The 20,347-nt window shown below is 60.0% G+C and carries 20 protein-coding genes and 3 tRNA genes; 14 read left to right on the forward strand and 9 right to left on the reverse strand.

The window, feature by feature from the left end:
* The 4 genes from pepN to AAFM15_RS01590 all read right to left on the reverse strand — a co-directional run.
* Window positions 1-1,962, reverse strand: a 1,962-nt coding sequence (gene pepN / locus AAFM15_RS01575; protein ID WP_341684945.1) for an aminopeptidase N, incomplete at its 3' end; no start/stop codon positions are given.
* A 2-nt stretch (window positions 1,963-1,964) separates the two neighbouring features.
* Window positions 1,965-3,069 (reverse strand): peptide chain release factor 2 gene (gene prfB / locus AAFM15_RS01580; RefSeq protein WP_341684946.1). Its coding sequence is split into 2 segments (ribosomal slippage): window positions 1,965-2,987 and window positions 2,989-3,069, totalling 1,104 coding nucleotides; the frame shifts between segments, so codons are not numbered across the junction.
* A gap of 74 nt (window positions 3,070-3,143) precedes the next feature.
* A complete protein-coding gene (locus AAFM15_RS01585; protein WP_341684947.1) occupies window positions 3,144-3,671 on the reverse strand; it encodes a hypothetical protein in 528 nt (175 codons plus the stop codon).
* 39 nt (window positions 3,672-3,710) lie between these two features.
* Window positions 3,711-4,628 carry an alpha/beta hydrolase gene (locus tag AAFM15_RS01590; RefSeq protein WP_341684948.1) on the reverse strand — a complete coding sequence of 306 codons (918 nt, stop codon included), beginning with the start codon at window positions 4,626-4,628 and terminating at the stop codon, window positions 3,711-3,713.
* A 26-nt stretch (window positions 4,629-4,654) separates the two neighbouring features.
* Here AAFM15_RS01590 and AAFM15_RS01595 point away from each other — a divergent pair, with 26 nt between their 5' ends.
* The 4 genes from AAFM15_RS01595 to AAFM15_RS01610 are packed head-to-tail and all read left to right on the forward strand — an operon-like array spanning window position 4,655 to window position 8,486.
* Window positions 4,655-6,385 (forward strand): AMP-binding protein, encoded by a 1,731-nt coding sequence (locus AAFM15_RS01595; RefSeq protein ID WP_341684949.1) that lies wholly within the window; start codon window positions 4,655-4,657, stop codon window positions 6,383-6,385.
* Window positions 6,386-6,425: 40 nt separating this feature from the next.
* Window positions 6,426-7,484, forward strand: coding sequence for an aldo/keto reductase (locus tag AAFM15_RS01600; protein WP_341684950.1), 1,059 nt, complete (start codon window positions 6,426-6,428; stop codon window positions 7,482-7,484).
* Window positions 7,485-7,503: 19 nt separating this feature from the next.
* Window positions 7,504-8,121, forward strand: a complete 618-nt coding sequence (plsY, locus tag AAFM15_RS01605; protein ID WP_341684951.1) for a glycerol-3-phosphate 1-O-acyltransferase PlsY — start codon at window positions 7,504-7,506, stop codon at window positions 8,119-8,121.
* Complete coding sequence (locus AAFM15_RS01610) at window positions 8,118-8,486, forward strand: RidA family protein (RefSeq protein ID WP_341684952.1); 369 nt, start codon at window positions 8,118-8,120, stop codon at window positions 8,484-8,486. Before plsY ends, AAFM15_RS01610 begins: the two co-directional genes overlap by 4 nt.
* 13 nt (window positions 8,487-8,499) lie before the next feature.
* Here AAFM15_RS01610 and AAFM15_RS01615 read toward each other — a convergent pair whose 3' ends face one another.
* A complete protein-coding gene (locus AAFM15_RS01615) occupies window positions 8,500-8,985 on the reverse strand; it encodes a YajQ family cyclic di-GMP-binding protein (protein WP_341684953.1) in 486 nt (161 codons plus the stop codon).
* A gap of 43 nt (window positions 8,986-9,028) precedes the next feature.
* Between AAFM15_RS01615 and murB the strand changes: the two genes are divergently transcribed.
* Window positions 9,029-10,081, forward strand: coding sequence for a UDP-N-acetylmuramate dehydrogenase (gene murB / locus AAFM15_RS01620; RefSeq protein WP_341684954.1), 1,053 nt, complete (start codon window positions 9,029-9,031; stop codon window positions 10,079-10,081).
* A 62-nt stretch (window positions 10,082-10,143) separates the two neighbouring features.
* On the opposite strand, the gene argG is transcribed toward murB, so the two are convergent.
* The 4 genes from argG to AAFM15_RS01640 all read right to left on the reverse strand — a co-directional run bounded on the left by argG (window position 10,144) and on the right by AAFM15_RS01640 (window position 13,083).
* Complete coding sequence (argG, locus tag AAFM15_RS01625; protein WP_341684955.1) at window positions 10,144-11,484, reverse strand: argininosuccinate synthase; 1,341 nt, start codon at window positions 11,482-11,484, stop codon at window positions 10,144-10,146.
* Window positions 11,485-11,488: 4 nt separating this feature from the next.
* Entirely contained in the window at window positions 11,489-11,815 is a 327-nt protein-coding gene (locus AAFM15_RS01630) for a pyrimidine/purine nucleoside phosphorylase (RefSeq protein ID WP_341684956.1), read from the reverse strand.
* Between the two features lie 124 nt (window positions 11,816-11,939).
* Complete coding sequence (locus tag AAFM15_RS01635; RefSeq protein ID WP_341684957.1) at window positions 11,940-12,623, reverse strand: glycine zipper 2TM domain-containing protein; 684 nt, start codon at window positions 12,621-12,623, stop codon at window positions 11,940-11,942.
* A gap of 106 nt (window positions 12,624-12,729) precedes the next feature.
* Entirely contained in the window at window positions 12,730-13,083 is a 354-nt protein-coding gene (locus AAFM15_RS01640; protein ID WP_341684958.1) for an ArsC family reductase, read from the reverse strand.
* 42 nt (window positions 13,084-13,125) lie between these two features.
* On the opposite strand from AAFM15_RS01640, the gene folC reads away from it, so the two are divergent.
* From folC to AAFM15_RS01685, 9 genes are all read left to right on the forward strand, one after another.
* A complete protein-coding gene (folC, locus tag AAFM15_RS01645; protein ID WP_341684959.1) occupies window positions 13,126-14,418 on the forward strand; it encodes a bifunctional tetrahydrofolate synthase/dihydrofolate synthase in 1,293 nt (430 codons plus the stop codon).
* Between the two features lie 10 nt (window positions 14,419-14,428).
* Entirely contained in the window at window positions 14,429-15,202 is a 774-nt protein-coding gene (locus tag AAFM15_RS01650) for an SPOR domain-containing protein (RefSeq protein WP_341684960.1), read from the forward strand.
* The gene (locus tag AAFM15_RS01655; protein WP_341684961.1) at window positions 15,202-15,696 is read left to right on the forward strand and encodes a CvpA family protein; all 495 of its coding nucleotides are present in this window, start codon (window positions 15,202-15,204) and stop codon (window positions 15,694-15,696) included. Before AAFM15_RS01650 ends, AAFM15_RS01655 begins: the two co-directional genes overlap by 1 nt.
* A gap of 35 nt (window positions 15,697-15,731) precedes the next feature.
* A complete protein-coding gene (purF, locus tag AAFM15_RS01660) occupies window positions 15,732-17,246 on the forward strand; it encodes an amidophosphoribosyltransferase (protein WP_341684962.1) in 1,515 nt (504 codons plus the stop codon).
* Window positions 17,247-17,252: 6 nt separating this feature from the next.
* Window positions 17,253-18,464: an O-succinylhomoserine sulfhydrylase gene (locus AAFM15_RS01665; RefSeq protein ID WP_341684963.1), complete on the forward strand. Its 1,212-nt coding sequence runs from the start codon at window positions 17,253-17,255 to the stop codon at window positions 18,462-18,464.
* A gap of 2 nt (window positions 18,465-18,466) precedes the next feature.
* A complete protein-coding gene (gene gltX, locus AAFM15_RS01670; RefSeq protein ID WP_341684964.1) occupies window positions 18,467-19,846 on the forward strand; it encodes a glutamate--tRNA ligase in 1,380 nt (459 codons plus the stop codon).
* 76 nt (window positions 19,847-19,922) lie between these two features.
* Window positions 19,923-19,998, forward strand: a tRNA-Ala gene (locus AAFM15_RS01675).
* Window positions 19,999-20,036: 38 nt separating this feature from the next.
* Window positions 20,037-20,112 (forward strand) — tRNA-Glu (locus AAFM15_RS01680).
* Window positions 20,113-20,161: 49 nt separating this feature from the next.
* A tRNA-Asp gene (locus AAFM15_RS01685) sits at window positions 20,162-20,238 on the forward strand.
* The last annotated feature ends 109 nt before the right edge of the window (window positions 20,239-20,347 follow it).

The following is a 20,347-nucleotide window of genomic DNA, read 5'->3' on the forward strand; positions in this document are numbered from 1 at the left end:
CACGCGCTGAGGGTCGACGCTCTCCAATTGGTCTGCCATGTAGGCTTCGGACGGCAGCGTCAGGGCCAGCTCCTTGAACGCGGCATCCAGCTGTGGGTGGCGCAAGACGGTACGCAATGCTTCGACGAGTGCAGTAGGTAGCGGCTGGTTAGAGGACGTATCTGCGGGCGTGCGCAGCGCTTGAAGTGCGGCCTGCAGCATCAGGCGTTGACCGGCCTCCCAGCGGTTGAAGGCGTCACTGTCATGTGCCAGCAGGCTCATGAGGGCGTCCGTGCTCAAACCATCGTCGAGCAGCACTGGCGCACTGAAGCCACGCAGCAGGGAGGGCACAGGCTCGCTGTCCAGATTCACAAAAGTCCAGCTGGCGCTGGCCTCGGTCAACACCAGTGTGGTTTGCTCGGCACTGTCGTTACTGCCGGCCAGCTGCAGGGGCAGGGGGCGGCCGTCGGCGGTCAACAAACCTAGCGTGACGGGGATGACAAATGGTTCTTTGACAGCTTGCTCTGGTGTGGCAGGGCAGCTTTGGCTGAGTGTGAGTGTGTAGCTGCACTCGGCCGCGTTGTACTGGCCACGGGCCTGCAAGCGCGGTGTTCCGGCCTGGCTGTACCAGCGCTTGAACTGCGGCAGGTGCTGTGCCAGCGCTGTGCCGGGGTTGGCGTCGGCAATCGCCTCTGCAAAGTCGTCACAGGTCACGGCTTTGCCGTCGTGGCGCTCGAAATACAGCTTCATGCCTTTGGCAAACCCGTCGCGGCTGGTCAGGGTCTGCATCATGCGGACCACCTCGGCACCTTTTTCGTAGATGGTGACGGTGTAGAAGTTGTTGATCTCGACGTACTGGTCCGGGCGCACCGGGTGGGCCATGGGGCCCGCGTCTTCGGCAAACTGGACGGTGCGCAGTACGCGCACATCTTCGATGCGCTTGACGGCGCGGGCGCTGGCCTCGTGGGCCATGTCCTGGCTGAACTCCTGGTCGCGGAAGACGGTGAGGCCTTCCTTGAGCGAGAGCTGGAACCAGTCGCGGCAGGTGATGCGGTTGCCGGTCCAGTTGTGGAAATACTCGTGGCCCACGACGGATTCGATGTTGCCGTAGTCCACATCGGTGGCGGTAGCAGGGTTGGCCAGCACAAACTTGGTGTTGAAAATGTTCAGGCCCTTGTTTTCCATGGCGCCCATGTTGAAGTCGCTGGTGGCGACGATCATGAAGCGTTCCAGGTCCAGCGGCAGGCCAAAGCGGGCCTCATCCCAGGCCACGCTGGCCATCAGCGAGTTCATCGCGTGTTCGGTCTTGTCCAGATCGCCGGGGCGCACAAACACCTGCAACAGGTGGTCTTGGCCCGAGCGCGAGCGGATACGTTGCTCGCGCGCCACCAGCTTGCCCGCCACCAGGGCGAACAGGTAGCAGGGCTTTTTGTGGGGGTCGACCCATTTGGCAAAGTGGCGGCCATCTTCCAGGTCGCCCTGTTCGACCAGGTTGCCGTTGGACAGCAGCACCGGGTATTGGGCCTTGTTGGCCCGCAGCGTGACGGTGTAGCTGGCCATCACATCCGGGCGGTCCAGGAAGTACGTAATGCGGCGAAAGCCCTCGGCCTCGCACTGCGTGAAGAAGGTGCCCTGGCTCACGTACAGACCCATGAGCTGGGTGTTCTTCTCGGGGTTGCAGGTGGTGAAGATTTCCAGATCGAAAGCATCGTTGCCTTCGGGCAGGTTTTCCAGCACCAGCACGTTGCCGTCCATTTTGAACGAGGTGCCGCCGCCGTTGACCAGCACGCGTGCCAAGTTCAGCTCTTCACCATCCAGACGGAGCGGCTGGGCCGCCACATCGGGGTTGCGGCGCAGGCGCATCTTGCTCAGGACGCGGGTTTTGGTGGGTTCCAGATCAAAGGTCAGGTCGACCGTGTCGATCCAGAACGCCGGGGCGGTGTAGTCTTCGCGGCGCACGGCCGCGGCTTGTCCTTCACGCATGGTCAGACGCCTTGTTTGAGTGAAGCTTCGATGAATGCATCCAGATCGCCGTCGAGCACCTTTTGGGTGGCCGAGATTTCGACGTTGGTGCGCAAGTCCTTGATGCGGCTGTTGTCCAGCACATAGCTGCGAATTTGGTGACCCCAGCCTACATCGGTCTTGGTGTCTTCGAGCTTTTGCTGCTCTTCCATGCGCTTGCGCATTTCATGGTCGTACAGGCGTGAGCGCAGGCGCTGCCAAGCGACGTCACGGTTGCTGTGCTGGCTGCGGCCGTCCTGGCACTGCACCACGATGCCGGTGGGAATGTGCGTCAGGCGCACGGCCGAGTCGGTCTTGTTGATGTGCTGACCACCCGCACCGCTGGCGCGGTAGGTGTCGGTGCGCACATCGGCCGGGTTGATGTTGATCTCAATCGAGTCATCAATTTCGGGGTAGACGAACAGTGAGGCAAACGAGGTGTGACGACCACCCGACGAGTCGAACGGACTCTTGCGCACCAGACGGTGCACACCGGTTTCGGTGCGCAGCAGGCCATAGGCGTACTCGCCCTCGACCTTGATGGTGGCGCTCTTGATGCCGGCGGTATCGCCCGGAGTTTCTTCTTCCACGGTGGCTTTGAAGCCTTTGCGTTCGGCATATTTGAGGTACTGGCGCAGCAGCATGCTGGCCCAATCGCAAGCCTCGGTGCCACCGGCGCCGGCCTGGATGTCGACAAAGCAGTTGAGTGGGTCGGCGGGGTTGCTGAACATGCGGCGGAACTCGAGGTCTTCCACCATTTTGGTCAGCTTGGCGGTTTCGGCTTCGATGGTGAGCAGGCCGGCTTCGTCGCCTTCTTCCTTGCTCATTTCGAACAATTCGGAGTTGTCTGCCAGTTCGCTGGTTAGCGTGGTGATGGTCACCACCACGCTGTCGAGCGATTTTTTTTCCTTGCCCAGTTCCTGGGCTTTCTTGGGGTCGTTCCAGACCGTTGGATCTTCGAGCGATGCGTTGACGGTTCTCAGGCGGTCAGCTTTGGCATCGTAGTCAAAGATACCTCCGTAAATCTTCGGTACGGGCCGTCAGGTCTGTCAGGGCCGTACCGATTTGATTGATGTGTTCTGCGTCCATGGAAATCTCTTGTGTGTTGACTGTCAAACCGTCGATTTTCTCATGCCTGCAAGTGCCTGTGCTTCAACTGTGCTTCAAAAGCGGTAGCCGTAGGAGTACATCAGTGCTGCGGCGCCCAGAATATTGACTTGTAGAGAGCTGTCCTCACTGAGTTTGTAGCCCAGCACGGGCACGATGGCTGGAGAAAAACCGTTCCAATTGAGGGGGACTTTGTCTTCATATGGGTCGACGTAACCATACAAAACGCCAGCTGTGACTTTGCCAAACAGGCGTGGGTGGCCGAGCAACTTGTCAAAACGTTTGCCGATGTAGACATAGCCCGAAGGCTGGCCAAAAGAGTTGCGAAACAAGCTCAATCCGCAAAAACGGCTGTCGCTGGCGTAGTGATCAAACGAGGCCGCAAACACCGGCCGGTGTTCAGGGTTGTGGCTGTAATGGTAGGTGTAAGGCGAGAGTGTGACTTCTCGGCGATGCCCGGGTTCGGCTTGACTGTGGTCGTGCCGGGTGAGCGCTGCTGGGCACCAGCTGTTGTTGTTTTGCGCTTGAGCAGCGCCGCTCATGGCGCTGAAAAGCGCCAAGGCGATGATTGAAATTGTTCGCATTTCTTCCCCCTGGAAGCAAGCGAATGTACCAAATTATCATTAAGACAAGAATTCGACCAGAGCTTGGGCTAGTCGTTGCGGCTGGTCGTGTTGCAACATGTGGCCGGCATCGGGAAGGGTCAAGGTTTGGAGCAGGGGGACATGTTGCAGGCGTTCGTCGTGCTGCTGGCGTGTGTAGGTGCCTTTCCACCACTGCGTGAGCGAGTCGGCTTGGGCCTGCACAAACAGCGTGGGACACTGGATTCGGCGGTAGGCCTCCAGGGTTTCATCCAGTCGGTAGAGGTAGGGATTGACATTTTTGTGCGCACGGTCGCCGCAAACCTGCCACTGGCCCTGGGCATCGGGTTGCGCCCAGTGTGAAGCCAGCCATTGGGCGCGGTCTGGAGCCAGACGAGGGTTGTTTTTGCGCAGGCGTGCTGCCACCGCATCCAGGTCAGGATAGGTCTGCATGGCATTGCTGCCTTGCTGGTGGGCGCTCAGTTCATCGAGCCACTGGCCCAGGCGCGTGGGTGCTTGTGCGGCACGCGTGGCGGCCATGCCAAATCCTTCCACATTGACCAGGCGCCGCACACGCTGGGGTCGGACGGCCGCATACATCATGACCACATTGCCCCCCATGCTATGTCCCACCAGGTCCACCCGCTGTCCCGGGTAGAGGGTCTCCAGCAATGCGTCCAGATCCCCAAGGTAGTCGGGGAACCAGAAGGCGTCTGTGGCGGGGCCTGTGGTTTGGCCATAGCCACGCCAGTCCGGGGCGACGATGCTGCGATGGTCCATGAACGATTGCGGCAGGGCATCGACCATGAATTGCCACGATGCGGACACATCCATCCAGCCGTGCAAGAGCACCATTGGGGTCGATGTGGGTTGTGTGGATTCGGACCACTGTCGCATGTGGTACTCATGATGGCGAATCGGCAGGAAGCGGGAGGTGGATGGGCGCAGAACTTGGTACATACTTTGCGATCATAAGGAGACAGGGCATGAAGCGTGTGCACATACAGGACAGCTACGAACAGTTGCATCGGCAGTTTGGCTGGAAGGTGCCTGCGCGGCTGAACATGGCGCACGAGTGCTGTGGTCGATGGGCCACGCAGCCGACCAAGGCCGGGCAAGTGGCTTTGATCGAGCACGACAGTGCGGGTCGTCACCGCCGCTACACCTATGCCCAGTTGCAAAACCAGGCCAACCGGCTCAGCCATGTGCTGCGCGCCCAAGGTGTGCAGGCGGGCGACCGGGTGGCGATCGTGATGCCCCAGCGTTTTGAAACAGCCGTGGCCTATGTGGCGGTGTTGCAGATGGGCGCAGTGGCCATGCCGCTGTCGATGCTGTTCGGGCCGGAGGCGCTGTCGTTTCGCATCAATGACAGCCAGGCCGCGGTCGCAATTTGTGACGAGGCTGCCATTGGCGCCGTGCTGCAGGCACGCAAGGATTGTCCAGGGCTGAAAGCCTTGATTGGCGTAGGTGCAGCTGCGGCTCGTGCGGATCTGGATTACGCCAAGGCCATCGCGAAAGCCAAAGCCGGTTTTGACGCCGTAACCACCCAGGCCGATGCGCCAGCCGTGTTGATCTACACCAGCGGCACCACCGGCAACCCCAAAGGCGCCTTGATCCCACAGCGGGCCCTGATCGGCAACCTGACCGGCTTTGTGTGCAGCCAGAACTGGTTTGGTTTTGACCCCGCAGATGCACGCAAACCGTCCAAGGCCGTGTTCTGGTCGCCGGCAGACTGGGCCTGGACGGGCGGGCTGATGGATGCCTTGCTGCCCAGCCTGTACTTTGGGCGGCCGATTGTGGCGTTCAACGGACGTTTCTCGCCCGAGAACGCGTTCGAAATATTGCATACCCATGCGGTGACGCACACTTTTTTGTTTCCCACCGCCCTCAAGGCCATGATGAAAGCCGTGCCCGAGCCGCGCAAACACTACCGCCTGAAGCTGCAAGCCATCATGAGTGCAGGCGAAGCGGTGGGCGATGCCGTGTTTGCGTATTGCGAGCAGCAGTTGGGTGTGATCGTGAACGAAATGTTCGGTCAGACCGAAATCAATTACGTGGTCGGCAATTGCGCCCGCATGTGGCCACCGAAAGCCGGCAGCATGGGTAAAGGCTATCCAGGTCACCAGGTGGCGGTGATAGACGATGCAGGGCAAGTGTGCGCGACAGGTGTGCCTGGCGAGGTGGCAGTCAACCGATTCGATGTGCACGGTGAGCCCGACCCGGTGTTCTTTTTGGGCTACTGGAACAACGACGAGGCCACGCGTAAAAAATACACTGGCAACTGGTGCCGCACCGGCGACATGGCTGTGCGCGACGAGGACGGGTACCTCTGGTACCAGGGCCGAACTGATGACATGTTCAAGGCAGCGGGTTACCGTATTGGTCCTGGTGAAATTGAAAATTGCCTGGTCAAGCATTCGGCTGTGGCCAATGCGGCGGTGGTGCCCAAACCTGATGCCGAGCGGGGTGCACTGGTCAAAGCCTATGTGGTGCTTTCGCCAGACTATGCCGCCAAGCGCAGCCAGCACGCCGATGCAACAGCGTTCGAAGAAGGGGTGCGCAAGGCTTTGCAAACCCATGTGCGTGGTTTGCTGGCTCCCTACGAATACCCCAAGGAAATTGAATTCATCGACCAGCTGCCCATGACCACCACCGGCAAGGTGCAGCGCCGTGTGCTGCGCCTGCAGGAAGAGGAGCGGGCGCGAGCCAGGTCATGACAAAATCACTTCTTTCAGAAGCATTACAGACAGACACTCCATGAAAAAAGTTCAACTTGGTACCAGTGACCTGCACGTCACGCCCATTTGTCTGGGCACCATGACCTTTGGCGAACAGGTGGGCGAGGCCGATGCACACGCCATCCTGAGCTGCAGCGTTGAGGCAGGCATCAACTTTGTGGATACCGCTGAAATGTATGCGGTGCCTGCCAAGGCTGAGACGTGTGGCGCGACCGAAACCATCATTGGCAACTGGCTGCAAAAGAACCCTGGCATGCGTGAACGCATCGTGCTGGCGACCAAAGTGGCCGGCCCCTCGCGCGGCATGCCCTGGATTCGCGAGGGCAGCGGCATGACCGCGCAAGACATCCTCAATTCCTGCGAAGGCAGCCTCAGGCGCCTGCAAACCGATGTGATTGACCTCTACCAAATTCACTGGCCCGAGCGCCATGTGCCGGTGTTTGGCATGAGCTACTTTGACCCGGCCAAGGACAAGTCGGTGACCTCGATCCACGAACAGCTCGAGGCCCTGGCCAAGCTGGTTCAGGCGGGCAAGGTGCGTTACATCGGCCTGTCCAACGAAACGCCTTATGGCGTGCACGAGTTCATCCGCCTGGCCGAGCAGCATGGGCTGCCACGCGCCATGACGGTGCAAAACCCCTATGCCTTGACCAGCCGTTTTTACGACAATGGTCTGGACGAAACCTGCCACCGCCTGAAGGTGTCCATGCTGGCGTATTCGCCGCTGGCTTTTGGTGCCTTGACCGGCAAGTACGACCAAAGTGGTTTTGAAGGTGCCGGTGTGCCCGATGCCCGCATTGCCAACTACGAATCCATGCGCAAGCAGCGCTGGGGCCGACCGGAAGCGCTGGAAGCCGCACGTCGCTACAACCGGCTCGCTCGTGACAATGGCCTGACGCCCACGCAAATGGCGCTGGCGTTTTGCTACCACCGCTGGAGTGTGGCCAGCACCATCATTGGTGTCACCTCGCAAACGCAGCTGGATGAAAACCTGGCGGCCTGGAGCGTGCAGCTCAGCACCGAGCTGTTGCAGCAGATTGACGCCATCCGCTGGGACATTCGCGACCCGGCGCTGTAAGCACGCATAGAAAGATTGCATGGACTCCTTGATGCCTCTTCTCGCCCTCTTGGGCGGCTATTTGGTGGGCTCGCTGAGCTTTGCCGTGATCATCAGCCGTTTCATGGGCCTGAGCGATCCGCGCACCTATGGCAGCAAAAACCCGGGCGCCACCAATGTGCTGCGCTCGGGCAACAAAAAGGCTGCCGTTTTGACCCTGCTGTTTGATGCTTTCAAAGGCTGGTTGCCTGTGTGGGCCGTGCTCATGTTGGGGGGCGATGCTTCTGTCGCCGCCCTTGCGGGTCTGGCCGCATTTGTCGGGCATCTGTACCCGGTGTTTTTCCGCTTTCAGGGCGGCAAGGGCGTAGCCACGGCTTTGGGTGTCCTGGTGGGCGTGAATGCCCTGCTGGCGCTGGCGACCTTGGGGACTTTTGCCATCGTGGTGTATTTCAGCCGTTTCGTGTCGCTGGCGTCCATGGTGGCGGCGGTGTTTGCACCGGTCTATCTGGTGTTTGGCGATGGCGTGGCCTGGCAGGCACAAGGTGCGCAGGTGCTGAGCCTGAGCGTCATGGGCTTGCTGCTGGTGTGGCGCCATCGGGAAAACATCAATCGCCTGTTTGCGGGTACTGAGTCCAAGGTGGGCAGCAAAAAGTCATGATCGATACCCAAACCGACATTCAGCGATTGCATGTGGCGGCTCGCTACAGCGAAGCCGCTGTGTTCAACGGCGTGGTCTATCTGGCCGGTATGGTGCCCGAGTGCGAGGCGACAGATATTCGCAGCCAGACGGCAGATGTGCTGCAGCAAATCGATGTGCGCCTGGCTGAATGCAACAGCGACAAAAGCCGTATTTTGCGAACGCAAATCTACCTGAGCGACATCGCTGACATTGCAGCCATGAACGAAGTCTGGGACGCCTGGGTGGCTGTGGGTCATGCTCCGCCACGTGCCACGGTGCAGGCAGCGCTTGCCGATCCCGGCTGGCGCATTGAGGTCGTCGTTACAGCCGCGGTGCGCGGCTGACACCCATCAGGATTTAGTCGCGGAAGTTGTTGAAGGACAGGGGCAGCTCGGCCATGTCCTTGCGCAGCAGGGCCATGGCGACTTGCAGGTCATCGCGCTTGGCGCCCGTGATACGCACTGCATCGCCCTGAATGGAGGCCTGCACCTTCATCTTGGACTCCTTGATGATCTTGGTGATCTTCTTGGCGTCTTCGGTGGCAATGCCTTCGCGCACCTTGACCACCTGTTTGACCTTGTCGCCGCCAATTTTTTCGACCTTGCCGATGTCCAGATAGCGCACGTCCACATTGCGCTTGGTGAGCTTGTTGCGCAGGATGTCTTCGACTTGCTGGAGCTGGAAGTCGGCGTCGCCATACATCGTGATCTCTTTGTCTTTGAGTTCGATGGCCGCAGACGTGCCCTTGAAGTCAAAGCGGGTGCCGATTTCCTTGGCCGAAGTGTCCACAGCGTTGCGGACTTCAACCATATTGGGTTCACAGACGGTGTCAAAAGAAGGCATGGCAGACTCGTAAAGCAAAGTTCGGGAATGCGACAATTGTCCCATGATCCTGGAGCACAACGTCCCCCTTCAACCCTACAACACGTTCGGCATTGCTGCCCGCGCCGAAGCCTTGGTGCGCGTGCGCAGCGAAAGCGATATTCATGCGGTGCTCAAGGATGTGCAGTTGCTCAAGTTGCCGCGCCAGGTGCTGGGCGGCGGCAGCAATATTGTGCTGACGGGCGACGTCAAAGGGCTGGTGCTCAAAATGGAAGTGGCCGGTCTGCACCTGGCGGGCGAGACGGACAAGGCCTGGATTGTTGAAGCTGGCGCTGGCGAGCGTTGGCATGATCTGGTGGCGTGGAGTCTGGCGCACGGCTACCCCGGCCTGGAGAACATGGCGCTGATCCCGGGCACCGTGGGCGCATCCCCCGTGCAAAACATTGGCGCCTATGGCGTGGAGCTTCAGGACCGTTTTCACGAGCTGGATGCGATGGACCTGTTCACCGGTGAGGTCTTCACGCTCAATGCTGCCCAATGCGGCTTTGGCTACCGCGACTCGGTGTTCAAGCACGCCAGCCACGGCCCTGAAGACCTGGGCCTGGCCGGGCGCGCCGTCATTTTGCGTGTGCGTCTGGCTCTGCCCAAAAAGTGGAAGCCCGAGCTGGGCTACCTGGACCTGGAACGCAAGATGACCGAGACGGGCATTGCCAACCCGGACGCCCGCACCATCTTTGATTGGGTCTGCCAGATCCGCAGTGCCAAATTGCCAGATCCGGCCGTGATCGGCAACGCCGGCAGCTTCTTCAAGAACCCGACCGTCACGCCCGAGCAGTGCGCCGACATCATCGCCCGCGAGCCCAAGGTGGTGCATTACCCCATGCCTGACGGCAGCGTGAAGCTGGCCGCCGGTTGGCTGATCGACGCCTGCGGCTGGAAGGGCAAGACCGTGGGCCACGCGGGGGTCTATGACAAACAGGCGCTGGTGCTGGTCAACCGCGGCACCGCCGAGCACCCTTGCACTGGCGGCGAGGTGATGACGCTGGCCCGCGCGATTCAGACCAGCGTGTACGAGCGTTTTGGGATCCGGCTGGAGCCGGAGCCAGTGGTCATTTAAGGCACTTGCTGGACCACAAAAAAACGGCCCGAAGGCCGTTTTTTATTGAGGTATCCCAAGCGTTACTTCTTGTTGGTGCCTTCGAGCTTGAAGATGTGCGGGCCTTCGCCCGAGGACAGCAGCCCGGTATGTGCATACACGCCCAGTTTGGCGCGGGTGTCGGTGATGTCCAGGTTGCGCATGGTCAGCTGACCGATGCGGTCCAGGGGGCTGAACGGCGCGTCTTCCACCTTTTCCATCGACAGGCGCTCGGGCGCGTAGGTCAGGTTGGGGCTCTCGGTGTTGAGCAGGCTGTAGTCGTTGCCACGGCGCAGTTCCAGCGTGACGGTGCCGGTCACGGCACGCGCGACCCAGCGCTGGGCGGTTTCGCGCAGCATGATGGCTTGCGGGTCGAACCAGCGGCCCTGGTACAGCAGGCGGCCCAGCCGCAGGCCGTTGATGCGGTACTGCTCGATGGTGTCTTCGTTGTGGATGCCGGTGACCAGGCGCTCGTAGGCGATGTGCAGCAGCGCCATGCCGGGGGCTTCGTAGATGCCGCGGCTCTTGGCTTCGATGATGCGGTTTTCGATCTGGTCGCTCATGCCCAGGCCGTGGCGGCCGCCGATTTCGTTGGCCTTGAGGAACAGCGCGACCGGGTCTGCATATTCCACGCCGTTCAGGGCGACCGGAATGCCTTCTTCAAAGCGCACCGACACTTCTTCGGCCTTGACTTCGACTTCGGGCTTCCAGAACTGCACGCCCATGATCGGGTTGACGATGCGGATGCCGCTGTTCAGGTGCTCCAGGTCCTTGGCTTCGTGCGTGGCGCCGAGCATGTTGGAGTCAGTGCTGTAGGCCTTTTCCACGCTCATCTTGTAGTCAAAGCCGTTGGCAATGAGGAACTCGCTCATTTCCTTGCGGCCGCCGAGCTCGTCAATGAAGGTCTGGTCCAGCCAGGGCTTGTAGATCTTCAGGCTCGGGTTGGTGAGCAAGCCATAGCGGTAAAAACGCTCGATGTCGTTGCCCTTGAAGGTTGAACCGTCGCCCCAAATGTGAACATCGTCTTCCTTCATGGCGGCCACCAGCATGGTGCCGGTCACGGCGCGGCCCAGCGGCGTGGTGTTGAAGTAGGTGATGCCACCGGTGCTGATGTGGAAGGCGCCGCACTGGATGGCGGCAATGCCTTCGTGCGCCAGCTGCGTGCGGCAGTCGACCAGACGGGCTTTTTCAGCGCCATAGGCCATGGCCTTGCGCGGAATCTCTTCGTAGTCCGACTCGTCGGGCTGGCCCAGGTTGGCGGTGTAGGCGTAGGGCATGGCGCCCTTTTTCTTCATCCACAGCAGGGCGGCAGACGTGTCCAGGCCGCCGGAGAAGGCGATGCCGACTTTTTGCCCTTTGGGCAGGTTTTGCAGAATGGTGGACATGGGATTAACCGAAATGGCAGATGTAGTGGTAGGCCTCGACACCTTCAGGAATGCGGATCTCGAAGCTTGAGTTGCCGGGCACATTGAACTTTTCGCCCGCGCTGGACTTGACCCAGGCGTCGGTGCCGGCGAGTTTGTATTCGCAGGAGCCGGCCACGCATTCCATGATTTCCGGGGCGCCGGTGTTGAAGGTGAGCTGAGCCGGCAGGATCACGCCTACCGACAGTTTGGTGCCGTCAGCCTTCGTCAGGCTGTGGCTGACGCACTTGCCGTCAAAGTAAACATTGGCTTGGGTGGTGACGGACACGCCGTCGATGCTTTTGGTGCTCATCTGAGAATTCCTGTAGACAGTGCTTTCGGCCCATGAAAAGACCCAGTGCCTTGCAAAGGCCTGGGCCGTTTTGCCGATCAACCCCGGATTTTAGGTCAGTTGAGCGTGTTTGCTGTCAAAGCGCTCAATGGGGGCGAGGGTGGTGTCGATGGGGGTGTCGGTGTCCCCCGCCCGAGCTCCAGGCCAGGTTGACGCCAAAGGCAGGGTGCCAAGGGCGATAAGCCGGGGCGTACACCACTGAAGGCGCAGAGACCACCACCCGTGTGGGCGTGGACATCAGGGTGTTTTCGGACACAGGGGCGGCAGGCAGGACAACAGGTGCTGGCGCTGCGGGGGCTGCCATGGGGGTCACCTGCAGGGGCAGGGTGGGGCCCGGGTCCTGGGGCAACTGAACGGTGTATTGCTTGCCGGCGTACTCGTAGGTGACGTTGTAGCCGACCAGACGGGTTTCATACACGGTTTGCGTGACACATGTTTGCTGGCTCTGAATCTGGGCAGGCGGTGCGCCCTCGATTTTTTCCCCCAGCATGGTGCCGCCAATCACACCGACCATGGTGGCCAGGGCACGCCCTGTGCCGTCACCGATGGCGTTACCGACCGCGCCGCCTGCAACTGCACCCATCAGGGCACCGGCTCCCGATTTTTGGGCAGGCACGGCCACCTGGTTCTGGCTGCATACCTGACGCGGGGCGGCCACTTGCTGGTAAACAGCAGTTCGGGAAAGCACTCGACCCATTTCTTGAGCCTGGACAAAGCCAGTGCCCCCCAGTGTGGCCAGCAAAGCCGTGGTCGCAAAGAGCTTGTTCATGGTTGACGCCTTTCTCGTGTTCATGTCTGAATTGTGGAAGGCATCGATGAAATCTGATGTCTGGCTTCGTAAAGTTTCGTAACCAACTGTCACTGTCCCAGGGGTTTCAGGCGGGCCATTGATCTGGCGCAAACCCCACGGTGGTTTTGCCGGAGGGCCATGCAATCACAGGGCGTTTGATGACGCTGGACTGGGTCAGCATGAGGGCTTTGGCTGTGGCGGCATTGGTCACGCCAGCCTGGGTGGCTTCATCGAGTTTGCGCCAGGTGGTGCCTTTGCGGTTGAGCACCACTTCCCAACCGCAGGCTTTGAGCCATTGGTCCAGCTCCGGTTCGGGAACGCCTTGTTTTTTGAAGTCATGAAAGGTGTAGTTCAGGCCCTGTTCAGTCAGCCAGACACGGGCTTTTTTGACGCTGTCGCAGTTGGGGATGCCGTAGACGGTCAGGGTGGTTTTTTGCATGGGTGATTTGTCAGGAAGCAAGCTGGGCGACAATCACGCCCCATGAGAACTCTACAGGAATGGCTGGACTGGTGTGAACGCCTGCACCCCGTGGCCATCGACATGGGCCTGGACCGTGTGCAGGCTGTGGCCCAGCGCATGGGTTTGCAGTTTGGACAGACGGTGGTCATCACCGTGGCGGGGACCAACGGCAAGGGCTCCACCTGCGCCATGCTTGAAGCGATTTTGCTGCAGGCAGGTTACCGCACGGGCGTATATACCTCCCCGCATCTGGTGCACTTTGAAGAGCGGTGCCGGGTGCAAGGGCAGTCGGTCCAGGCGCAAGAGCTGGCGCAGGCCTTTGAGGTGGTCGAGCAGCACCGTGGCGAGACCAGCCTGACGTATTTTGAGTTCAGCACCCTGGCCATCCTGCATCTGCTGTCACTGGCCGGTCTGGATGTGGTCATTCTGGAGGTCGGTCTGGGTGGGCGGCTGGATGCGGTCAATATCGTGGATGCAGACTGCGCCCTCATCACCAGCATTGACATCGACCACGCCGCCATTTTGGGCCATGACCGCGAGACTATTGGCCGGGAGAAGGCGGGCATCATGCGTGCGGGCAAGCCTGTGGTGGTGAGCGACCCCGTGCCCCCGCAAAGTGTGCTGGACCATGCGCAGCAATTGGGCGCAGACCTGTGGCGATTCGGGCAGGACTTTAATTTCTCGGGCGACAAGCAGCAGTGGAACTGGGCGGGCCGTGGCCGCCGGTACAGTGGCCTGGCGTATCCGGCTTTGAGGGGTGCCAACCAGTTGGTCAATGCATCGGGTGTGCTGGCTGCGCTCGATGCATTGCGCGCCCGCGTACCTGTGACGGCGCAGGCTGTGCGCAATGGCTTGGCCATGGTCGAATTGACCGGACGTTTTCAGATCGTCCCGGGTGAGCCAGTGTTGGTGCTCGATGTGGCGCACAACCCGCACTCGGTCGCAGCCTTGGCCGAAAACCTGGATGCCATGGGGTTCTACCCCAACACCCGTGCGGTGTTTGGGGCCATGGCCGACAAGGATCTGGCTCCGATGCTGGCCCGAGTAGCACCGATGATTGATCATTGGTACTTCACCGATTTGCCATTGCCCAGAGCGGCCACAGCGCAAGCGCTGGAACAAGCCTGGCGAGCGCAAAACAAGCGCCAGGATACCACTGCACAGTGTTTTGCAGACCCTGCTGCGGCACTGGCGCAGGCAGTGGCTGAGGCAGGGGCGGCTGATAGAATCGTCGTATTCGGCTCTTTCTATACCGTGGGTGGGGTTTTGCACAACGGCTTGCCCCGTTTGCAGGCCAAGCACCTGGGCTCCTGATCTGCACGCCATGGCCTTTTTCAAGTTCCGTTTATCCCGGTCTGACCGATCTTCAACAGTCGCTGACAGCGATAACTCCGCCGAGAATGTCGAGGCTGTACGTCGCCGTGCGCGTTACCGCTTGATAGGTTCCGTGGTCCTGGTCACCACCGCTGTGGTGGGCTTCCCGTTGCTATTCGATACCCAGCCTCGACCGGTGTCGATGGATACCCCGATTGTGATTCCTCCTCGCCAAGTGGCCCAAGGTGAATCCGTTGTGGCGCCTGCACAACTGCCTGTTGTGCCCGCTTTGCCCGCCCAGGCCGGACTGGATGCCAAGGAAGAAGTCGTCAAGGACGAGGGCGCCCAAGCGGTAGCACAACCCAAGCCAGCCGAGGCCGTTAAGCAGGAAACGCCTGCTGTGGCGCCTGTGCCGGAATCCAAGCCGGTCGTGCCAAAGGCCGAAAAGCCTTCGCAGGCAAAAGCCGAACCCGTGGCAGCCAAGAGCACCACAACAAGCTCAGCCGAGCGTGCCCAGGCCTTGCTCGACGGTAAAACGCCTGAGTCGGATGCTCCAAAGTATTTGATTCAGGTTGGTGCCTTTACTGAAATGGACAAGGTCAAGGAGGTGCGCTCCAAGCTTGAGCGTGCTGGACTCAAGACCTACACCCAGGTCACGGATACCAAAGACGGGAAAAAGCTGGTTCGCGTACGCCTGGGTCCCTACAAGGGCAAGGATGAGGCTGACAAGATCGCCGAGCGCATTCGCAAGCTGGGCCTGAAAGCGGCCCTCCTGAAGCTCTGATGAACAGCTTTGCAACAACAGATTGGGTGTTGCTGGGCATTCTGGCCCTGTCTTTGTTGTTGGGTATCTGGCGTGGCCTGGTGCATGAGTTTTTGGCATTGGCGGCTTGGGCAGTAGCTTTCTTTGTGGCCCAGTGGTTTGCTCCGCTGGTCAGTACCTGGCTGCCTTTGAGTGGCATGGCACCAGCGCTGCAGTACGCTGTGGCTTATGTGGTGGTGTTCATTGCCACTGTGTTTGCGGTGGGTTTTGTCAGTTGGCTCATGCGTAAGCTGTTGCACTCCGTGGGCCTGGCACCTGCGGATCGGGCGTTGGGTGGTTTGTTTGGTCTGGTGCGGGGTGTGGTGGTGCTGTTGGCGCTTACGGTCGTGGTCCAGATGGTTGGCATGCACCAACAAGCTTGGTGGCAAGAGTCGTATGGGGCTGCAGCACTGGAATTCATGATCGCTGCCCTCAAGCCTGTGCTGCCAGAACAGTTTTCAAGTTATTTGCCGTGAGTATTGCGGCGTTTTAATTCAGAACGGATAGGGCTATGTGTGGAATTGTCGGGGTGGTCAGTGCGGCACCCGTGAACCAGTTGATCTATGACGCCTTGCTGCTGCTGCAGCACCGCGGGCAAGATGCCGCGGGCATTGCAACTCTCCAGGATCGCAAGTTCTTCATGCACAAAGCCAAAGGCATGGTGCGTGATGTGTTCCGCACCCGCAACATGCGTGCCCTGCCGGGCAACAGTGGTCTGGGTCAGGTGCGCTACCCTACGGCAGGCAATGCTTTCAGCGAAGAAGAGGCACAGCCTTTTTATGTGAATGCGCCGTTTGGCATCGTGATGGTGCACAACGGCAACCTGACGAATGCGCAGTCACTCAAGGCAGACTTGTTTTCGGTCGATCACCGCCACATCAACACCGACAGTGACTCCGAGGTGTTGCTCAATGTGCTGGCGCACGAGCTTGAAAAGACCACGCGTGGCCTGCCGCTCAAGCCGGCCGATGTGTTTGCCGCCGTGTGCGGAGTGAATCAGCGCATCAAAGGGTCGTATGCCGTGATTGCCCTGATCGCTGGCCATGGCCTTTTGGCTTTCCGCGATCCGCATGGGATTCGTCCGTTGTGCATGGGGCGCAGCAGCGACGGTACCGTCGTGGTCGCCAGCGAATCCGTGGCGCTGGAAGGCACGATGCACTACTTCGAGCGCGATGTGGCCCCGGGCGAGGCCGTGTTTGTGGATCTGCAAGGCCAGGTACACAGTGAAATGTGCGCCGAAGGTGCGCAGCTCAACCCCTGTATTTTTGAATTCGTCTATCTCGCTCGCCCCGACTCGACCATGGATGGCATGTCGGTGTACCAGGCCCGCCTGAACCTGGGGGAAACGCTGGCCAAGCGTGTGATCTCTACTGTGCCACCCAACGAGATTGATGCGGTCATTCCGATCCCTGAATCCAGCCGGCCCAGCGCCACGCAGCTGGCTCATTTGCTGGGTATTCCCTACCGAGAGGGCTTCGTGAAGAACCGCTACGTGGGGCGCACCTTCATCATGCCCGGCCAGGGCGTGCGCAAGAAATCGGTGCGTCAAAAGCTCAATGTGATCACCAGCGAATTCAAGGGCCGCAATGTGCTGCTGGTGGACGATTCGATCGTGCGTGGCACCACAAGTAAAGAGATTGTGCAAATGGCTCGTGATGCCGGCGCCAACAAGGTGTACATGGCCAGCGCCGCGCCGCCGGTGCGCTACCCGAACGTTTATGGCATCGACATGCCGACCAAGGACGAACTTGTCGCCCATGGTCGCACGGTCGAAGAAATCCGCCAAATCATTGGCTGCGATGCCCTGATTTATCAGGATGTGGAGGCCATGAAGCAAGCCGTGGCCGCTGCGCGCGTTGCCGGACGGACGACTCTCCATGGGTTTGATGCTTCGTGCTTTGATGGCGTTTATTGCACAGGTGATGTGTCGGCTGACGATATTGTGCGGATCAATGAAAACCGTCTTAAGACAGAAGAGGGCGACGCCGACAACTCGCGCCTGTCCTTGCCTAATGCTTCGGAGTGAACACGTATGAGTTCTGATGCCACCAAACCGGGTCTGCATCGCGACACACTAGCGGTGCGTGCCGCTGTGCCACGCAGTGAGTACGGTGAAAATTCCGAGGCCCTGTACCTGACCAGCGGATATGTGCAGCCCAGCGCCGAGGTGTCGGCTGCGCGCTTCGCGGGTGAAGAAGACGGCTACACCTATGGCCGCTCGGGCAACCCCACTGTCAGCAGCATGGAGCTGCGGTTGGCAGCGCTCGAGGGTGCCGAGGCTGCGCTGGCCACCAGCAGTGGCATGTCTGCCATTTTGCTGATGCTGCTGAGCCTGCTCAAGGCGGGCGATCATGTGGTGTATTCACAATCCATGTTTGGCTCCACCATCAAGCTGATTGGTTCGGAGTTCGCGCGCTTTGGTGTGACTTCCACAGCGGTGCCTCAAGCCGACCTGGACGCCTGGCGCGCCGCCATCACGCCCAACACCAAACTGCTGTTTGCCGAAACGCCCACCAACCCGTTGACCGAGGTGTGCGACATCGCCGCCCTGGCAGAGATGGCGCATGCGGCTGGCGCCCTGCTGGCCGTGGATAACTGCTTTGCCACGCCTGCCTTGCAGCGCCCCATCGAATGGGGTGCCGACATCATCATGCACTCAGGCACCAAGTACCTGGACGGGCAGGGCCGCGTCATGGCGGGGGCCTTGTGTACAACCGAACAGCTGGTCAAGGAAAAGCTTTTGCCCGTCATCAAGAATGCCGGCATGGTGCTCTCGCCTTTCAACGCCTGGGTGGTGCTCAAAGGCATGGAAACGCTGGACATTCGCATGCGCGCGCAAAGTGAGCGTGCCCATGCGCTGGCGCAGGCGCTCGAAGAGCACCCTGCTGTGGCGCGGGTGTTCTACCCCGGTTTGCCCAGCCACCCGCAACACGAGCTGGCCATGCGCCAGATGGGTGGTTGCGGCGGTGCATTGCTGTCGTTTGAGTTGAAAGCCGACGCGCCAGAGCAAGCGCGTGCCCGCGCCTTCCACGTGCTCAACCAGTTGCAAACGCTGTCGCTGTGCACCAATCTGGGTGACACCAAAACCTTGCTCACGCACCCGGCCAGTACCTCGCACGGCAAGCTCTCCGAAGCCCAGCGCCAGGCAGCAGGCATTGGCCAGGGCCTGATCCGCGTGGCTGTGGGCCTGGAACACCTTGACGACATTCGCGCCGATTTGTGGCGCGGCCTCGATACCCTTTGAACATGACGAAAATTCGTACCCGCATTGCCCCATCACCGACGGGCTTTCTCCATCTGGGCACCGCCCGCACCGCGCTGTATTCGTGGGCCTATGCCCGCCACTTTGGTGGCGAGTTTGTGCTGCGCATCGAAGACACCGATGTCGCCCGCTCCACTCAGGATTCGGTAGACCAGATTCTGCACTCCATGCACTGGCTGGGTCTGGGCTATGACGAAGGCCCCGTTTACCAGATGCAGCGCCTGGAACGCTACCAGGCCGTGATCGACCAGATGCTGGCCGCCGGCACCGCCTACCGCTGCTACTGCACGCCCGAAGACCTTGAAGCGATGAAGGCTGCGCAGGAAGCGCGTGGCGAAAAGCGCCTGTACAACCGCACTTGGCGCCCTGCACCAGGTAAAGTGCTGCCGCCTGCTCCTGAAGGCGTGAAGCCGGTGATCCGCTTTGCCAATCCGGTCGATGGTGTTGTCTGCTGGGATGATCTGGTCAAGGGCCCGATCAGCATCAGCAACACCGAGATCGACGACCTGATCATCCAGCGCGCTGATGGGGTGCCCACCTACAACTTCGCGGTGGTGGTGGACGACTGGGATATGGCCATCAGCCATGTGTTTCGCGGTGACGAGCACATCAACAACACGCCCTGGCAGATCAACATCTACCGTGCGCTCGGCGCTGCGTTGCCGCAGTTCGGACACCTGCCCGTGATCCTGGGTGACGATGGTCAAAAGCTCTCCAAGCGCCGTGGTGCGGTTGCTGTGTCCAATTACGATGAAGCCGGTTACCTGCCCGAAGCCATGAACAACTACCTTGCCCGTCTGGGCTGGAGTCATGGCGACGACGAAGTCTTCAGTCTGGAGCAGATGGTGCAGTGGTTCGATGGCACGCACTTGTCCAAGAGCCCGGCGCAATGGGATGCAGCCAAGCTGCTGTGGGTCAATGCCCAGCACCTCAAGGCCATGCCCGACGCCGAGCTGGCCCAACGCGTGCAGCCGTACCTTAAGGGCCTGGTCACTGACGATCGTCTGGTGGGTATTTGTGGTCTGTTCAAGGACCGCTGCGATACTTTGGTGGCTTTGGCCGCCTGGGTGCGTGCCTTCTACGAGGATGTGAAACCCAAGGCCGAAGACCTGGCCCAACACGTCACATTGGCGGTGCAACCTGCGCTCGATTTGCTTTCAGCCAAGCTCAAGGATGTGGAGTGGACGGCGCCAGCCATCAGTACTGCATTCAAGCAGGTGCTGGCCGAAGCCGGACTGAAAATGCCTCAATTGGCCATGCCGGTGCGCGTGCTGGTCATGGGCACGCCTCAGACGCCTTCGGTCGATCAGGTGCTTTTGCTTTGTGGTCGCGAAAAAGTTTTGGAGCGACTTGCAAAACGCTGAAAAACCTGTCTATAATTCGAGTCTCGACACCAACGCGGTGTAACGCAAAGCAGCAATGCCAAGTGTGAAACCAAATGGGGGTATAGCTCAGCTGGGAGAGCGCTTGCATGGCATGCAAGAGGTCATCGGTTCGATCCCGTTTACCTCCACCAAATGTGTCGAACGTTTCGCAAGAAACAGTCCAGGTTTTGACCCTATCGTCTAGAGGCCTAGGACATCACCCTTTCACGGTGAGTACCGGGGTTCGAATCCCCGTAGGGTCGCCAAGTTTGTAGCACTTGGCTGCAACGCAAGTTGTAGCAAAGCTATCTACCAGGAGTGGTAGTTCAGTTGGTTAGAATACCGGCCTGTCACGCCGGGGGTCGCGGGTTCGAGTCCCGTCCACTCCGCCAAAAGATAAAAAGCCTTCTAAGTCACTGATTTAGAAGGCTTTTTTCTTTCTGGGGTCCGTAGAGTGATTTTCGAGTTGGTAGCAGATTTGGTAGCAATTTGACCATCGCC

The sequence above is a fragment of the Limnohabitans sp. genome (assembly GCF_038134685.1).
In the GTDB taxonomy this organism is placed as follows: domain Bacteria; phylum Pseudomonadota; class Gammaproteobacteria; order Burkholderiales; family Burkholderiaceae_C; genus Limnohabitans_A.

Bases quoted from the DNA above. Each gene is read 5' to 3' on its own strand.
- AAFM15_RS01595 (WP_341684949.1), top strand. From the start codon at position 4,655: ATGAAGCGTGTGCACATACAGGACAGCTACGAACAGTTGCATCGGCAG.
- AAFM15_RS01640 (WP_341684958.1), bottom strand. From the start codon at position 13,083: ATGCAAAAAACCACCCTGACCGTCTACGGCATCCCCAACTGCGACAGC.
- AAFM15_RS01650 (WP_341684960.1), top strand. From the start codon at position 14,429: ATGGCCTTTTTCAAGTTCCGTTTATCCCGGTCTGACCGATCTTCAACA.
- AAFM15_RS01635 (WP_341684957.1), bottom strand. From the start codon at position 12,623: ATGAACAAGCTCTTTGCGACCACGGCTTTGCTGGCCACACTGGGGGGC.
- folC (WP_341684959.1), top strand. From the start codon at position 13,126: ATGAGAACTCTACAGGAATGGCTGGACTGGTGTGAACGCCTGCACCCC.
- AAFM15_RS01610 (WP_341684952.1), top strand. From the start codon at position 8,118: ATGATCGATACCCAAACCGACATTCAGCGATTGCATGTGGCGGCTCGC.
- AAFM15_RS01630 (WP_341684956.1), bottom strand. From the start codon at position 11,815: ATGAGCACCAAAAGCATCGACGGCGTGTCCGTCACCACCCAAGCCAAT.
- AAFM15_RS01665 (WP_341684963.1), top strand. From the start codon at position 17,253: ATGAGTTCTGATGCCACCAAACCGGGTCTGCATCGCGACACACTAGCG.
- murB (WP_341684954.1), top strand. From the start codon at position 9,029: ATGATCCTGGAGCACAACGTCCCCCTTCAACCCTACAACACGTTCGGC.
- AAFM15_RS01590 (WP_341684948.1), bottom strand. From the start codon at position 4,628: ATGTACCAAGTTCTGCGCCCATCCACCTCCCGCTTCCTGCCGATTCGC.
- gltX (WP_341684964.1), top strand. From the start codon at position 18,467: ATGACGAAAATTCGTACCCGCATTGCCCCATCACCGACGGGCTTTCTC.
- AAFM15_RS01600 (WP_341684950.1), top strand. From the start codon at position 6,426: ATGAAAAAAGTTCAACTTGGTACCAGTGACCTGCACGTCACGCCCATT.
- purF (WP_341684962.1), top strand. From the start codon at position 15,732: ATGTGTGGAATTGTCGGGGTGGTCAGTGCGGCACCCGTGAACCAGTTG.
- AAFM15_RS01655 (WP_341684961.1), top strand. From the start codon at position 15,202: ATGAACAGCTTTGCAACAACAGATTGGGTGTTGCTGGGCATTCTGGCC.
- AAFM15_RS01615 (WP_341684953.1), bottom strand. From the start codon at position 8,985: ATGCCTTCTTTTGACACCGTCTGTGAACCCAATATGGTTGAAGTCCGC.
- AAFM15_RS01585 (WP_341684947.1), bottom strand. From the start codon at position 3,671: ATGCGAACAATTTCAATCATCGCCTTGGCGCTTTTCAGCGCCATGAGC.
- plsY (WP_341684951.1), top strand. From the start codon at position 7,504: ATGGACTCCTTGATGCCTCTTCTCGCCCTCTTGGGCGGCTATTTGGTG.
- argG (WP_341684955.1), bottom strand. From the start codon at position 11,484: ATGTCCACCATTCTGCAAAACCTGCCCAAAGGGCAAAAAGTCGGCATC.